The following is a 15,321-nucleotide window of genomic DNA, read 5'->3' on the forward strand; positions in this document are numbered from 1 at the left end:
TATGGACATCCTCCTGCTCGACCTGGTGATCGTCCTGACGGCCGCCCGCCTGTTCGGGGCCGCCGCCAAACGGCTCGGGCAACCACCCGTCGTCGGCGAGATCCTCGCCGGCATCCTCCTCGGCCCCACCCTCCTGGGGCCGCTGCTGGGCGACACGCTGTTCGGCAGCGAGATGAAGCCTCCGCTGCAGGCCCTGGCCAACGTCGGCCTGGTGCTGTTCATGTTCGTCGTCGGCCTGGAGCTGGACCAGAAGCTGGTGCGCGGCAAGGGCCGGCTCGCGGTCACCGTCGCGCTCGGCTCCACGGTGCTGCCGTTCGCGCTCGGCTGCGCGCTCGCGCTCTTCATCGCCGACGAGCACGTCGGCGGCGCCAAGACCCTGCCGTTCGTGCTGTTCATGGGCGCCGCCATGGCCGCCACCGCGTTCCCGGTGCTGGCCCGCATCCTCACCGACCGCGGCATGCAGCGCATCACGCTCGGCGGCCTGTCGCTGGCCGCCGCCGCGGTGATCGACGTCCTCGCCTGGACCGTGCTGGCGGTGGTGGTGGCCATCGCCGGGGCCGGGGACGCCGAGGGGCAGTGGAAGGTCTTCCTGGCGCTGCCGTACGCGCTGGTGATGTTCCTGGTGGTGCGGCCGCTGCTGGCCCGGCTGGTGCCCTCCTACGAGCGGGCCGGGCGGCTGACGCCGGGGCTGCTCTCGCTGGTGCTCACCGGCCTCATCGCCTCGGCCTGGGTGACCGAGTGGATGCACGTGCACTTCATCTTCGGCGCGTTCCTGTTCGGCGCGGTGATGCCGAGGGAGGGCGCCGAGCGCCTCAACCACGAGATCCTGGAGCGGCTGGAACAGCTCGCCGTCCTGCTGCTGCTGCCGATGTTCTTCGTGGTGGCGGGGCTCAACGTGAACCTGCGCGTGCTGGACCTGTCGAGCCTGGGCACGCTGGCCGCGATCCTGGCGGTGGCCGTCGGCGGCAAGATGCTGGGGTCCTACGCCGCGGCCCGGACCCAGCGCCTGCCCTCGCGGCAGTCGTGGGCGCTGGCCACCCTGCTGAACACCCGGGGGCTGACCGAGATCGTCATTCTCACCGTGGGGTTGCAGAAGGGCGTGCTCGACAACGAGCTGTACTCGCTGATGGTCGTGATGGCCCTGGTCACCACCGGGATGACCGGCCCGCTGCTGCGGAAGATCTACCCCGACCGGCGGGTGGCCCGCGACATCGCCGAGGCCGAGCGGGCCGCGCTCGGCACGACCGCCGCCCACCGGGTGCTGGTCGTGACCCCCGACCCGCCCGCCGGGCAGGGCCCCCTGGTGGATCTGGCCGCCACCCTGGCCCGCGCGGCGTCCCCCTCCGAGGTCGCCCTCGTCCACCTGCGCCCCTACCCGGGGGGCCGGCTGGAGGTCGGCACCGGCCTGTCGTCCGAGCTCGCCGAGATGGCCGAGACGCTGCACGATCTGGAGGTCCTCGCCGAGACGGCGCGCGCCCAGGGCTCGGAGTCCCGGGTGGTGAGCCGGTTCGCCACCGACGTGGCCGCCGAGCTGCCCGAGGTGGTCACCGGGGCCGCGCCCGACCTGCTCGTGCTCCCGGCGGACGCGCCCGGCCACGCCGCGCTCCACGCCGCCGCGACCTGCCGCGTGGTGACCGTCCTGGCCCCCGAGCAGCCCGAGGTGGCCGACTTCGGGGCCGGGCCCGTCGCGGTGCGGCACGGCTCCGACGCCGCCACGCACGTGGCGCTCGTCCTCGCGCTGGCCAGGGAGCGGCCGCTGGTCGTCACCGGCGGCGGCCGGGCCTCCTCCCTGGCCCAGCGGCTGGCCCGGCTCGGCGTCGCGGCCACCTCGGGCGAGGCTCCGGCCGGAGCGCTGGTCGTGGCGCCCGACAACGGGACCGTCCCGGCCGGGACGCACCTGCTGGTCCGCGCCGAGCAGGACGCCGATCCGGTCGACTGGGCCGTCGCGGTCGCCGCCCTGCGGGCCGCTCAGACGCCCGTGGCGCAGCCCTGACACTCCCCACCCCGGCCTGACACGCGGGTCGGGGCACGGCACGCCGTACCCCCCGGATCCGCTCAGTTGTTGCGGTGCGACTCGTAGCGCATGGTGCGCGAGACGCCGATCCGCACGGTCGTGCCGGGCATGATCGTGACCGGCTCGTTCGGCGGGATGTCGTAGAAGTTCTGGTCGCCGGGCGGCTGGATCTGGGTGCCGTTGACCGAGCCCAGGTCGACCAGGTTGACGTCCCAGCCGTCCAGCGCCACCCGCAGGTGACGGCGGGACACCGAGCCGTCGGGGCTGGTGACCTTGGCCGGGCGGACCGAACCCTCGGCGACCTCCGGGGCCCGCTCGGGGTCGCGGCCGAGCAGGTAGTCGGTGTCGAGGCGGAGCGTCATCCCGTCGTCCAGCAGGAGCACGCCCAGCGGCGGGCGCGGGCCCTTGTACGGCACGAGCGTGCGCTGCACCAGAGCGATGCCGCAGACCGCGCAGTAGGGCACCCTGGGGTCGTTGAAGTGGTCGTTCTTGCAGTCCACCCCGTAGACCAGGGGCCGGGAGTCGGGCTCGGGCGCCGACGGCAGGAGGTCGGGCGCGGTGTGCGAGGGGCCGCCGGAAGCGCCGGGGCCGAGCAGCTCGTACTCGAACGAGTCGTTGCGGCCGTCGATCGGGTCGCCGCCGATCCCGTTCGCCCGGGCCGTCTCCACGTCCTCGTGCGGCGTCATGACCGGGGCCGGACCGGACATCGGCCCGGGGACCGCCGGCATGGGCTCGGAGTTCCAGCCCTGCTGCTGGTAGGGGTTCGCCGGGCCGGGACCCAGCGGGTACGGCGGCGCGGGCGGCGCGTCCATCGCGTGCGCGGGCCGCTCCATGGGCGGCGGGCCGGGCTCGGCCGGGGGCGGCCCCCAGTCGGGGACCTGCGCCGGGCCGGGCGGGGCGGGCTCCGCGTGGCGGGGCTGCTCGGGCACGGGCGGCATGGGCGCCGGGGTGGGCGCGGAGGGCATGGACGGCATTGAGGGCATGGAGGGCATGGACTGCGCGGAGGGCGCGGACGGCTCCGCCGCGTGCTGCCCGTGGTGCGCGGGCTGCGCGGCCGGCTCGGCCGCGGGCCTCGCATGCGGCAGGGCCTCCCCCGCCTCGGACGGGTCGCACTCGACGCCGCCGCCGACGATCACGCCGCTGTCCAGCCGGGTCAGCCGGTGCGCCGACCCCGTGTCGGCCAGGCGCAGCTCGACCCGGGTGACCGGGCCCGGCACCAGCCGGTCGGACCAGGTGAGCGCGTCACGCCCGGCGAGCCGGACCTCTCCGCCCGAGCCGGTGACCGATGCGAACGCCGGACCGCTGACCAGCACGGCCACCCCCCCGGTCACGGGACCGGCGACGGCGCACGCCACGGACTCGCCCATCATGGCCGCCAGCACCTGCGCGACGCGGCGGGCCAGCGCCCGTCCGTCCCCGCCCGAGGCGGCCGTCTCCCGCACCGCCCCCAGCAGGTCCTCCGCCACGGCCTCGGCCGCGTCGCACACCAGCAGCAGCCCGCCCACATGGGCGACCAGCCCGTTGCCCGGGATCGGACGAACCACCCCGAAGCCCTGGTCGGTCACAGAACTCTCCCTCCGCGGAAACGCCACCGGATGAACGGGACCCTCATCGGCCCGTTCGCCACCAGCCACATCGATACCCAGACGACGGTGAAGTGCGTCCAGAAAGTGGACGATGGGATCGGATCGATGAAACCAATCGCACCGGACCGTAGCAAAAAGTACAGCAGAAGACCTTCAGGAACGAGCGTCAGCAAACCGAACGAAGTCGGCCAGTCCTTCTCCCACCTGAACTGCATGAGAAGGTGATAGATCAACTCCCAGCCGATCCCCAATATTCCCACCGCCGCCAGGACCAGCAGGCCGGTGACGTAGAGATCGCCCAGGGGCGCGTCCGTCCCGGGCACGATGGGCATGATCAGCAGGGTCATGACCACACCGACGGTGGCGAGCAGGAACAACCGGGTCTGGATGCGCCCGATCAAGGTCGGAACCATGGGAACTCCTTACACCGGCGAGTTGAAAACCCACTTGAACCACTGCGACGTCGAGCGCAGCGGACCCATCTTCCGCACGAACCCGCGCCCGGCGAGGTCGTCGGCGATCTCCTGGGCCGCGATCTGCAGCCCGAGGAAGGTGTCGACGCCCGGGAAGTAGCCGCCCAGGGTGGCCGACCCGGAGGCGTAGAGAGCGCCGTCGCCGCTGGCGGTCCCCTTCACCTCGAAGTGGCGCTCCACCTCCAGCCGGCCGACCGGGTTGCGGTAGGCTCCGCCGTACTGCAGCAGGTCGGCGAAGACGCGGTGCTCGGCGATGTCCGCCTCCAGGCCCGTGCAGTCGATGATGTAGTCGGCGACCGGCTCGCGGATGATCCCGTCGCTGCTGCGCACGTAGCTGACCAGGCGGCCGTCGGGGGTGGGCTCCACCCGATCCACCGTGCCCTGCACCGCGTGGTAGTAGCCGCCCGCGCGCCCGGCGCGCATCTGCTCCTGCCAGCGCCGCCGCTTGGGGGTGTTGGTGCCCCCCATCTCCTTGTACTTCGCCGCGCGCTCGGCGCCCTCCAGCTTGCGCATCTGCGCCTTCAGCTGACCGCCCCAGACCGACTTGGGGTAGTTGAAGCCCTGGTAGGCCCAGCCGTCGCCGCCCTTGCGCCGGGCCCAGATGTGGGGCCCGTGGGAGCCCGTGATGAAGGTCCGGAAGATGTGGATGATCTGCGTTTTCAGCCCGTACTTCTCCCGGTCGTCGAACAGGCGCTGCAGCACCCGCGAGGCGACGATGCCGCCGCCCCGGATGACCACCGTGCCGGGCCGGGTCTTGAGGAACTCGTAGACCTGCTCGTGCGGCTCGTAGGCGTTGACGACGTGCTGGTAGTCGGAGTATTTCGTACGGAACTCCTGCAGGTCGGGCAGGAACTTCAGGCCCGGATAGCCGATCGCCAGGTGCACGAACCGCGAGCGGAAGACGATGCGCTTGGTCGGCGCGGCGCCCTCCGGCGGGGTGACCACGGTGAAGTAGCCGCCGCCCGCCCTCTTGCGCACCATCCGGACCTGGCCCTTGACCAGCATGTCCCAGTAGCGGATGCGCTTGGCCTCGCGCTCCAGGTTCGCGAAGACCGTGCCGGCGCGCGGCGTCCAGTAGTCGTTCAGGATCGGCTCGGTGAGCAGCTGCCACAGGTAGATCGGGTTCTTCTCCTTCCACGCCTCTTCGAGGCCGTAGGAGGGGAAGCCCCAGATGTTGTCGGGACGGGAGGAGGAGTCGGAGCGGATCCGTTCCGGCCGGGGGATCTGCGAGCACCGGGTGAGGAACTCGTAGGTCTGCCAGGGATGGTCGATGTTGGAGACGACCTTCATCTGCCCGGTGGGAACACCGTAGATCCTCAGGTAGTCGAGGGTCACGAAGGATCCGATGCCCCCGCCCACGGTGAGGAAGGGCACGTCGTACATGGGTATCCCGGCCGCCGCGACCATCTGGTCCGTCCACTGCGGGGTGCCGAGGAGTTCGGGTGTGAGGTCGCCGGCCTCGGCCGGCTTTCGGGGGGCTGCCACTGATGCGTCCCTAACTGCGGGGCCAACCGGTTCAGTTGACCAGAACACTAGTCTTAAGGGCGCCCCGAAGACGAGAGGGCGGACCGCACGGCCGTCCCCCCCGCAACCGGTGCGTCCCCGTTGCTTCCCGTGCACCCGTTGAGACGCCTGAAAGCCCCGCCGGGTTCGCTCACACTCCGGTGAACAGGCGGTTCACATCGGCGGTGGAGAGCACGCCGAATATCTCCCCGCCGCGCTCGACGAGGAGATACTCCCCGGCGGGGGCCTCGCGCATGGCGTCGATCAGAGGCTCCCCCCGCAGGTCGGCGGCGAGCACCAGGGACGGTTCGAGGCTGCGCGCCAGCGAGCCGACCGCCACCCAGGGACGGCGCCCCTCGGGGGTGGCCTCCACCGCGACCTCGTTGACGATCCCGGTCGGGCGGCCCTCGTGGTCCACCACGACCATGGCCCCCGCCTCCGCCTCGGCCTTGCGGCGCAGCGCCTCGGCCAGCGGCACGTCGGCGGTGACCACGATGGCCCTGCGGGCCAGGGCCCGGGCGTCCACCTGGGGGATGCGGGCCCGCATCCGGGCCGTGCGCAGCGCCTGCGTGGCGCCGAACCAGATGAAGGAGGCCAGCAGCACCGACCAGATGAGCGGCATCCCCAGGTTCGGCTCCTGCCCGCTCACCAGCGCCAGCACGAGGGGCCAGGCGACCAGCAGGACGGCCAGGCCGCGGCCGGTCCAGGCCGCCGCGATCGTCCCCGAGCCGGAGCTGCGGGTGATCTTCCACACACCGGCGCGGAGCATGCGGCCGCCGTCCAGCGGCAGGCCGGGCAGCAGGTTGAAGATCCCGACGATCAGGTTGGCGGCCCAGAGCTGGAAGGTGAGAACGCCCACGACGGTCTGCGGGTCCAGGAACAGCGCGGTCGCGTATCCCGCGCCGGCGAGGCCCAGCGAGAGCAGCGGCCCGGCGAAGGCCACCATGAACTCCCTGCCGGGGGTCTCCGGCTCGCGCTCGATCTCCGAGACGCCGCCGAGCAGGTAGAGCGTGATGCGGCGGACCGGCAGGCCGTACATCTTCGCGACCAGGCAGTGCGCCAGCTCGTGCAGGAGCACCGACGCGTACAGCAGCACCGCGAAGGCGAGCGCCACCAGGTAGGACACCTCGGTGCTCAGGTGGGGCAGCCGGCTCTGCATCACGGGCTGGAAGCTGAAGGTGATGAACGCCGCCACGATGAACCAGGTCGGCGAGACGTAGACCGGGATGCCGAACGGCCGTCCCATGCGCAGACCCGGGTTGTCCCGGCGCGGGCTCTCGCTGCTCACCGCTGGCTCACCACTCCTCGACGTGCCGGGCTTCCGGACCGCGATGCCTTACAGACCTTGATGTTACGCGCCCGGACACCGGCCCGGCGGTGTCGTCAAGCCACCGCGGGCGTGAACCCGTCCCGTCGTCCGGGGCGCGAACTGTCGCCGGGGTGACCTACAGTGCGGACATGTCACTGACCGAGCCCACGATCATCGGAGCGTTGTCGCCGTCCCGCGCCGGCGACTTCATGACGTGCCCGCTGCTCTACCGGTTCCGGGTGATCGACAGGCTCCCCGAGCCGCCGTCCCCCGCCGCCGTCCGCGGCACGGTGGTCCACTCGGTCCTGGAGCGCCTCTACGACCTGCCCGCCCCCGCGCGCACCGTGGCCGCCGCCCTGGATCTGCTGGAGCCCCAGTGGAACCGGCTCCTGGCGGAGGAGCCCGCCTACGGCGAGATGTTCGCCGGCGAGGAGGAGCAGGCCGCGTGGCTGGCCCAGGCCCGCGCCATGCTGCAGCGTTACTTCACCCTGGAGGACCCCAGCCGCCTGGAGCCCGCCGAACGGGAGCTGTACGTCGAGGCGGTGCTCGACAGCGGCCTGATGCTGCGGGGCTACATCGACCGGCTGGACGTCGCGCCCACCGGCGAGGTCCGCGTGGTCGACTACAAGACCGGCAGCGCGCCCGGGCCCTCCTTCGAGGCCAAGGCCCTGTTCCAGATGAAGTTCTACGCGCTCGTGCTGTGGCGGCTGCGCGGCTCGGTGCCCCGCCTGCTCCAGCTGATGTACCTCGGGGGCGGCGGCGAGATCCTCCGCTACGCACCCGACGAGGCCGACCTGCGCGCCACCGAGCGCAAGGTGCAGGCCCTGTGGCAGGCCATCGAGCGGGCCCTGGACACCGGTGAGTGGGTGGCCCGGCCCAGCCGCCTGTGCGACTGGTGCAACTACAAGGAGCTGTGCCCGGAGTTCGGCGGCACGCCCCCGCCGCTGCCGGAGCGCCAGCCGGGCGACACGGTGCGCAGAACCCGCCGCGTGCCCCGGGCCGCCACCGACGAGATCTGAGCCCGGCCCGCCCTCGGGCGAGGTCGCCGGGGAGGCTCCGGCGGTCTTCCGCTCCGGGGCGCCCGGCCGTCCCGGACGGGGTCATCTCGGACGGGGTCATCCCCGGGGATGAGGAGGATTTCCCCCCTCAGCAGGGTGGCCCGGAGTGCCGGACGCCTAAATTGATTGTGTGCGCAACACCCTCGGCGGCCTGCGACCCTGGCTCCGCGACCATCCCCTGATCACGGACGCGGTCCTCGCGATGCTGCTGACGGCCGTCGCGGTCCTCTTCGCCCACGGCGCCGAGCCCGCCGGGGGCCCGCCCGGGCCGGACGACCCCACCGGGACGGCGCTGGCCCTGATCGTCGCCGGATGCCTGATGACGGCGCTGCGCCGCCGCCGCCCGTTCCTCATCCTCTGCCTCGTCATCGTCATCGACGTGACCCTGGCCGCCCTGTCGCGCAGCGGCTCGCTCTGGCTCGCCACCCTGCCGCTGGTCTACACGATCGCCGCCCACCGCGGCCTCGCCCTGAGCCTGTGCGCGCTCGCGGCGGGCTTCTCCGGCCAGTTCGTCTCCGGGACGGCCAGGGGCGACCTCGGCGACTGGACCGCGCACCTGCTCATGGCCGCGCTCACCATGACGCTCTGGCTGATCGGCCGGAGCCTGCGCCTGCGCCGGGCCTACCTGTCGGAGCTGCGCGACCGCGCCGAGCGCATGCACCGGGCCCGCGAGGCCGACACCCGGGCGGCCAGAGCCGAGGAGCGCTCCCGCATCGCCCGTGAGCTGCACGACGTCGTCGCCCACCACGTGAGCGTGATGACCGTCCAGGCCGCCGCGGCCCGCCGGGTGCTGGCCAGCAACCCCGACGGGGCCCGCGAGGCGCTGTCGGCCATCGAGGAGACCGGCCGGGCCGCGATGGCCGAGATGCGCAACATCGTGGGCGTGCTCCGGACCGGCCCGGCCGTCCCCGCCGAACGGGGGCCGCAACCCGGCCTGCGGGAGATCGCGACGCTGGTCGAGCAGATGCACGAGGCGGGCCTGCCCACGTGCCTGCGGTTCGAGGGCGCCGGGGGCGCCGAGGCGACCCCGGACGGGGTGCCGCCGCTCCCCCCGGGCGTCGACCTCGCCGCCTACCGGCTGGTCCAGGAGGCGCTCACCAACAGCCTGCGGCACGCCGGGGAGGGCGCCAGCGCCTGGGTGACCGTACGGCACGAGCCCGGCGAGCTGACCGTCCACGTCGAGGACGACGGCCGGGGTTCCCGGGGTTCCCGGGGTTCCCGGGGTTCCCGGGCCGCCGCGGCCCGGAGCGAGGCCCCCCGGAGCGAGGCCCCCCGGAGCGAGGCCGCCGGCGACGCGGCCGACCGCACCGCCTCCGGCCTGGGCCGGGCCGCGGCTGAACGGATCGGGCACGGATTGGTCGGCATTCGCGAGCGGGTCGCCCTCTATGGTGGAATTCTGAGGATCGGCCCGCGTCCCGGGGGCGGATTCGAGGTAAAGGCCCGCTTCCCTCTCAAGGACTGACGTGATCTGATGACGATCAGAGTGCTGCTGGTGGACGACCAGCCACTGCTGCGCACCGGTTTCCGCCTCATCCTGGAGGCCGAGCCGGACATCACGGTGGTCGGCGAGGCGGGTGACGGCAAGGCCGCCCAGGACCAGTCGCGGGCGCTCCTGCCCGACGTGGTGCTGATGGACATCCGGATGCCGGGCGTGGACGGCATCGAGGCGACCCGGCGGATCGCCCGCGAGGCCGCCGCCGGCGCCCATGTGCCCCGCGTGCTGGTGCTGACGACCTTCGACCTGGACGAATACATCGTGGAGGCCCTCCGCGCCGGGGCCAGCGGCTTCCTGCTGAAGGACGTCCCGCCGGACGAGCTGGTGCAGGCCATCCGGGTGGTCGCCGCGGGGGACGCCATCGTCGCCCCGAGCGTCACCCGGCGGCTGCTGGACAGGTTCAGCACCCGCCTGCCCTCGGCCAGCCCGCAGTCCGCCCCGGCCCGCCTGGACCGGCTCACCGAGCGCGAGCTGGAGGTGCTGCGGCTGATCGCCCGCGGAATGTCCAACGCGGAGATCGCCGCCGAGCTGGTGGTCAGCGAGACGACGGTCAAGACCCACGTGGGCAACGTGCTCACCAAGCTGGGCCTGCGCGACCGCGTCCAGGCCGTGGTCCTCGCCTACGAGACCGGCCTGATCACCCCCGGCGCCATCCCGTAACCCCGTTCCGGCGCGGGGCTCGGGCGGGTGCGCAGCCGGACGAAGCGCCGGATCCCACATGACGCGCTGGTACCAGACGGCACCGGCCTCCCCGAAGGTGATCCCGAGGAAAGGGCTGCTGACCGGGACTCTCATCACCCGCCGCGCACTGCCCTGAACGACGAGCCGGTACGGCGCCGCCCTGGCGGCACAGGACGGCGCCCTCAGCGCGAACAGCAGCGCGGGTCGTACTGCGGGAGGGATCCGACGCCGACGAACGGATAAACCATTCCCATCCATTACTTTGACGATATTTCCTGGCTCGCAGGAGTGCGCACCTCCATGCCGGATCCGGCACGGCCGCAAACCGTTGGCGCTGGGAGCGGACGGTCATCGAGAATCTCCGCACGGCGGAACCGCCGGAACGCTGATGATTTTTGGAGGACCGCGACGATGGTGATCCGTGAGCTGACCCTCGACGACCTGGACGCCTGCCTGGACCTGGCGGACAGCCGCAACTGGGGGCGGGAGGAGCGCAAGTGGCGGTTCCTGCTGGAGGTCGGGGAGGGCTACGGGATCACGGACTCCGCGGGTGACCTGGTGGCCACGACGATCCTGACCCGGTACGGCTCCGGCGCGGCGGCGGTCAGCATGGTGCTGGTCGCCGAGCGATACGGCAGGCAGGGGCTGGGCGGACGGATCATGGGCCACGTGATGGAGCGGGCCGGCGGGGCGACCGTGTTCCTGAACGCGACCTCGATGGGACGCCCGGTCTACGAGCGGCTCGGCTTCCGGGTGACGGGCGGGGCGGCCATGCACGTGGGCGTCTTCACCGGGCGGGCGGCCGGGGCGTCCCGCGTGGCCGTACCCGGGGACCTGAAGGAGATCGCGGCTCTCGACGCGGAGGTCGTCGGCGCCGACCGGTCGGAGACCCTGACGAGGTACACCGGCTTCGCCGAGGAGATCCGGGTGATCGACGACGGCCGCGAGATCATCGGCTACGCCGGGATGTGGCGCAACCTCACCAACACGGTCGTCGGTCCCGTGATCGCCGCGGACGCCGCCGCGGCCCGGGCTCTGATCGCCGACCTCGCGTCCCGGGCGGGCCGCCCGGTCCGGGTGGAGGTCGGGGAGGACCGCCCGGAACTGGCGGCGTGGCTGGACGGTCACGGCGTGACGGCGGGTATGCGGACCTCGGACATGGTGCTGGGCGACGGGCCGCTCCCGGGTGACCGGAGCCGCCTCTTCGCCCCGATCATGTCGGCGCTGGGCTGAGACGAACCCGATCACACCGCCCGGACCGGGAGACACCCGTCATCCCGGCACCGGGCCGGGACACGGCCTGTCATGTCGGTGCCGGACCGAGGAGCGCGGGACGCCGGCCTGAGGGAGCGGGACGCCGGGCAACCGTTCCGCAACCGTCCCGCTACCGTCAGTGCTACCCGCCGTTGATCCCATGGACCTCCCGTCGTACGAGTGCGCGGCCTTCACCCGGTGGTCGCGGCACCGCCTGGACACGAGGCCATGAACCCTTCACTCACCACACCCGCACCCGTACCCGCGCGGGGAAGTGCGCGACGGCGCAGGCCTCCCGCATGGATCTCCTGGCTCCTCATCGGCTCCGCCCTGTCCGGGTTGCACTACGCGCTTCCCGTGCTGGGCGCGTCCGACGTGTCGCAGGCGGTGGTGTACTGCCTGGTCAGCGCGGGCGGCGGGATCGCCATAGCGATCGGGATCCGGTTGTGGAGACCCCAGGCGGCCTCCGCCTGGTGGCTGTTCGCGGCGAGCCAGGCGATGTTCACCGGCGGCGACATCTCCTATTACACGCTCACGGTGCTCGGCGAGGAGGCCGACTACTCGCTGCTGCCCAACATCCTCTACCTCCTGCAGTACCCCCTGCTGGGGCTGGCCCTGATGGTGTTCTCCAGAAGGCGCACCGCCGGGCGCGACATCCCCGCGGTGATCGACGCGGCGATCATCACGGTCAGCGCCACTCTGCTGTACTGGATGTTCCTGATCGGCCCCATGGTGTCCGCCGCGGACATGCTCCCGATGGAACGGCTCGCCACGGTGGTGTTCCCGGTGATGGACCTGCTGGTGCTGACGGTGGCGCTGCGCCTGATGTTCGGCGGGGGCTCGCGCGGCTGCTCGTACTACCTGCTGCTCGGTTTCCTCTGGCTGGTCCTGCTGGCCGACAGCTTCTACGGGATGCAGACGCTGATCAGCGACTACATCCCCGGCAGCTGGGTGGACATGATCTGGCTGGCGGGCTACATATCGCTCGGCGCCGCCGGCCTGCACCCGTCGATGGCGCGGCTGGGCGAGCGGCCGCACGAGCACCGCCCGGTGGACGCCACCGGCTACCGGCTGGCCCTCCTGGCGAGCGCGACCCTCGTGGCCCCCATGGTCCTGGTCGTGCAGTACTTCCAGCGGGGCGACCTGAACCTGCTGGTGGTGGCCTGCGCCTCGGCCATCCTGTTCCTGCTGGTCGTGGCCCGCATGGCGGGGCTGCTGGCCGCCCAGCGGCGGCTGGCCTCGACCGACGTGGTCACCGGCCTGAGCACGCGGCGCTCGCTGCAGGAGCGGATGGCGCGCGAGTCGTCCCGGGCGGGCCGCCGCGGCACCGCGCTGGGGCTCCTCCTCGTCGACGTGGACCACTTCAAACGGGTGAACGACACCTACGGGCACCCGGCGGGTGACGAGGTCCTCGCCGAGACGGCCCGGCGCATCAGAGCCTCCTGCCGCGCCCAGGACCTGCCGGCCCGGTTCGGCGGCGAGGAGTTCGCGGTCCTGGTCCCGCAGAGCACGCCCGAGGGCCTGGTCCGGCTCGCCGAGCGCATCCGCGCCGCGGTGGCGGCCGAGCCGGTGACCGTCGACGGGTCCGTCCACGTGTCCGTCACCGTCTCCGTGGGCGGCGCGGCCATGCCGCCGCACGCCCGGACGGTGGAGGATCTCGTCCAGACGGCGGACGGCGCGCTGTACGCGGCCAAGCACTCGGGCCGGAACCGGGTCCTGATCGGCCAGGTCACCGGCGGGACCGGCGCCGCGGACCGCCGGTTCCACCCGGCGGCCTGAGGCGGCCCGGGGCGGCCGGGGCCAGGCGCTCCGGACGGTCAGGACGAGGGCGTGCCCACCTCGGTGGCGGTGGGGTCGTGGGCGCTCGCGGCGGCCCGGATGGCGCCCGCCGCGATCTCCTCGGCCCAGTGGCAGGCGACCTTGCGGCCGGGGCGCATCTCCCGCAGGTCGGGTGACTCGTCGGCGCACCGGGTGGGCTGGCGGAACGGGCAGCGGGTGTGGAAGCGGCAGCCGGGCGGGACGTCGACCGGGGACGGCAGGTCGCCGGTGAGCAGGATCCGCCGCCGGCGCTCCTCGACCTCGGGATCCGGGATCGGGATCGCGGACATCAGCGCGATCGTGTAGGGGTGCAGCGGCTGGGCGTACAGCTCGTCGGAGGACGCCTCCTCCACCAGCGCGCCCAGGTACATCACCCCGATGACGTCGCTGACGTGCCGGACGACGGCCAGATCGTGGGCCACGACGACGTAGGTGAGGCCGAGCTGGTCCTGCAGGTCCTCCAGGAGGTTGACGATCTGCGCCTGGATCGAGACGTCCAGCGCGGAGACGGGCTCGTCGGCGATGATCAGCTCGGGGTTGAGGGCGATCGCCCTGGCGATGCCGACGCGCTGGCGCTGACCGCCGGAGAACTCGTGCGGGTAGCGGGCGGCCGCCCCCGCGGGCAGCCCCACCAGGTCGAGCAGTTCCCGCACCCGCCGGGAGCGGTCCCCGGCGAAGCCGTGGGCGCGCAGCGGCTCGGAGAGCACCGACTCCACGCTCTGCCGGGGGTCGAGGCTGGCCAGCGGGTCCTGGAAGACCATCTGCATGTGCCGACGGAGACGGCGCATGCCCTCCCGGCTCTGCCCCGCGACGTCGACGCCGTTGAAGCGGACGGTCCCGGCGGTGGGCTCCACCAGGCGCAGCACGGCCTTGCCGAGCGTGCTCTTGCCGCAGCCCGACTCCCCCACCAGGCCGTAGGTCATGCCGCGCCCCACGTCGAGGTCGACGCCGTCCACGGCGCGCACGTAGCCGGTGACGCGCTGCAGCAGCACGCCCTTGCGGATGGGGAAGTGCACTTTGAGCCCGCGGACGGACAGCAGCGGCTCGCCGGGCGCGGCGGAGCCGTCCGGCGGGCCCCCCGGGGAGCCCGGCACGGCGGGGCCGGTCGGAGTGTTCACCGGGGCACCGCCTTCGTCGCCGGCTGGTCGGATCGGAGCGGGTTGACGCAGCGCAGCCCGTGGCGGTCGCCCAGGAGCTCGGGGGCCACGGGGGTGCACTCCTCGACCCGGTTGGGGCAGCGGGGGGCGAACGCGCAGCCCCGCGCCCACGGGATGACGTCACGGGGCGAGCCCTCGATGGGCTGCAGGCGCACCCCGCGCGGCTGGTCCAGGCGGGGCACCGAGGCGAGCAGGCCGCCGGTGTAGGGGTGGCGGGGCTCGGCGAAGAGCTCGTGCCGGGGCGCCCGCTCGACGATCCGGCCGCCGTACATGACGTGGACGGTGTCGCACGTCCCGGCGACCACCCCCAGGTCGTGGGTGATCAGGATGAGGGCGGTCCCCGACTCCGCCACCAGGGTCTTGAGCAGTTCCAGGATCTGCGCCTGGATGGTGACGTCCAGGGCCGTGGTGGGCTCGTCGGCGATGAGCAGCCGGGGGCGGCAGGCCAGCGCGGCGGCGATGAGCGCGCGCTGGCGCATGCCCCCGGACAGCTGGTGGGGATACTCCCGCAGCCGCCGGGACGGGTCGGGGATGCCGACCCTGCGCAGCAGGTCGGCGGCCTCCTCGCGGGCCTCGCCGTTGCTCAGGCCCCGGTGGCGCGTCAGCACCTCGGTCACCTGCGTGCCGATGGGGACGACGGGGTTGAGCGAGGTCATCGGGTCCTGGAAGACGATGGCCAGGTCCCGGCCGCGCAGCAGGCGCAGCTTGTCGGGGGGCAGGGAGAGCAGGTCGGTCCCGTCGAAGGAGACACCGCCCTCCACCCGCACGCCGCGCTTCGGGAGCAGGCCCATGATCGCCAGGGAGGTGACGGACTTGCCGCAGCCCGACTCCCCCACCAGGCCGACGGTCTCGCCCGGCGAGACGGAGAAGCTGACGCCGTCCACCGCGCGCACGTCGGCGCGGCCGCGCTGCCGGAAGACGACGCTCAGATCCTCGACCTCCAGGAGGCTTCCCCTGCTCGCCGGGTTCACCG

General features: G+C 73.0%; 12 protein-coding genes. 6 read left to right on the plus strand and 6 right to left on the minus strand.

The annotated features are described in order from the left end of the window. Window position 1 precedes the first annotated feature (1 nt). Window positions 2-1,993, plus strand: coding sequence for a cation:proton antiporter (locus tag Plo01_RS40985; RefSeq protein WP_203891497.1), 1,992 nt, complete (start codon window positions 2-4; stop codon window positions 1,991-1,993). A 62-nt stretch (window positions 1,994-2,055) separates the two neighbouring features. On the opposite strand, the gene Plo01_RS16680 is transcribed toward Plo01_RS40985, so the two are convergent. From Plo01_RS16680 to Plo01_RS16695, 4 genes are all read right to left on the minus strand, one after another. Beyond that, a complete protein-coding gene (locus Plo01_RS16680; RefSeq protein WP_203891498.1) occupies window positions 2,056-3,579 on the minus strand; it encodes an FHA domain-containing protein in 1,524 nt (507 codons plus the stop codon). Further along, window positions 3,576-4,013 carry a hypothetical protein gene (locus Plo01_RS16685; protein ID WP_203891499.1) on the minus strand — a complete coding sequence of 146 codons (438 nt, stop codon included), beginning with the start codon at window positions 4,011-4,013 and terminating at the stop codon, window positions 3,576-3,578. Before Plo01_RS16685 ends, Plo01_RS16680 begins: the two co-directional genes overlap by 4 nt. A 9-nt stretch (window positions 4,014-4,022) precedes the next feature. Beyond that, window positions 4,023-5,558 (minus strand): hypothetical protein, encoded by a 1,536-nt coding sequence (locus Plo01_RS16690; protein WP_203891500.1) that lies wholly within the window; start codon window positions 5,556-5,558, stop codon window positions 4,023-4,025. A 169-nt stretch (window positions 5,559-5,727) separates the two neighbouring features. Beyond that, on the minus strand, window positions 5,728-6,822 hold the full coding sequence (locus Plo01_RS16695; protein ID WP_203891667.1) for a site-2 protease family protein: 1,095 nt from the start codon (window positions 6,820-6,822) through the stop codon (window positions 5,728-5,730). A gap of 212 nt (window positions 6,823-7,034) precedes the next feature. On the opposite strand from Plo01_RS16695, the gene Plo01_RS16700 reads away from it, so the two are divergent. The 5 genes from Plo01_RS16700 (at window position 7,035) to Plo01_RS16720 (ending at window position 13,152) form a co-directional block, all read left to right on the plus strand. Further along, window positions 7,035-7,904: a RecB family exonuclease gene (locus Plo01_RS16700; RefSeq protein WP_203891501.1), complete on the plus strand. Its 870-nt coding sequence runs from the start codon at window positions 7,035-7,037 to the stop codon at window positions 7,902-7,904. A 169-nt stretch (window positions 7,905-8,073) separates the two neighbouring features. Continuing rightward, the gene (locus Plo01_RS16705; RefSeq protein WP_203891502.1) at window positions 8,074-9,405 is read left to right on the plus strand and encodes a sensor histidine kinase; all 1,332 of its coding nucleotides are present in this window, start codon (window positions 8,074-8,076) and stop codon (window positions 9,403-9,405) included. Between the two features lie 9 nt (window positions 9,406-9,414). Continuing rightward, window positions 9,415-10,098, plus strand: a complete 684-nt coding sequence (locus Plo01_RS16710; RefSeq protein WP_203891503.1) for a response regulator — start codon at window positions 9,415-9,417, stop codon at window positions 10,096-10,098. Between the two features lie 432 nt (window positions 10,099-10,530). Beyond that, window positions 10,531-11,352: a GNAT family N-acetyltransferase gene (locus Plo01_RS16715; protein WP_203891504.1), complete on the plus strand. Its 822-nt coding sequence runs from the start codon at window positions 10,531-10,533 to the stop codon at window positions 11,350-11,352. A 249-nt stretch (window positions 11,353-11,601) separates the two neighbouring features. Further along, window positions 11,602-13,152: a GGDEF domain-containing protein gene (locus Plo01_RS16720; protein WP_203891505.1), complete on the plus strand. Its 1,551-nt coding sequence runs from the start codon at window positions 11,602-11,604 to the stop codon at window positions 13,150-13,152. Between the two features lie 38 nt (window positions 13,153-13,190). Here Plo01_RS16720 and Plo01_RS16725 read toward each other — a convergent pair whose 3' ends face one another. Both Plo01_RS16725 and Plo01_RS16730 read right to left on the minus strand, forming a co-directional pair. After that, window positions 13,191-14,231, minus strand: coding sequence for an ABC transporter ATP-binding protein (locus Plo01_RS16725; protein WP_275415398.1), 1,041 nt, complete (start codon window positions 14,229-14,231; stop codon window positions 13,191-13,193). Between the two features lie 74 nt (window positions 14,232-14,305). Beyond that, window positions 14,306-15,319, minus strand: a complete 1,014-nt coding sequence (locus Plo01_RS16730) for an ABC transporter ATP-binding protein (RefSeq protein ID WP_239316482.1) — start codon at window positions 15,317-15,319, stop codon at window positions 14,306-14,308. Window positions 15,320-15,321 lie beyond the last annotated feature (2 nt).

It is taken from the genome of Planobispora longispora (assembly GCF_016863135.1).
GTDB lineage: Bacteria > Actinomycetota > Actinomycetes > Streptosporangiales > Streptosporangiaceae > Planobispora > Planobispora longispora.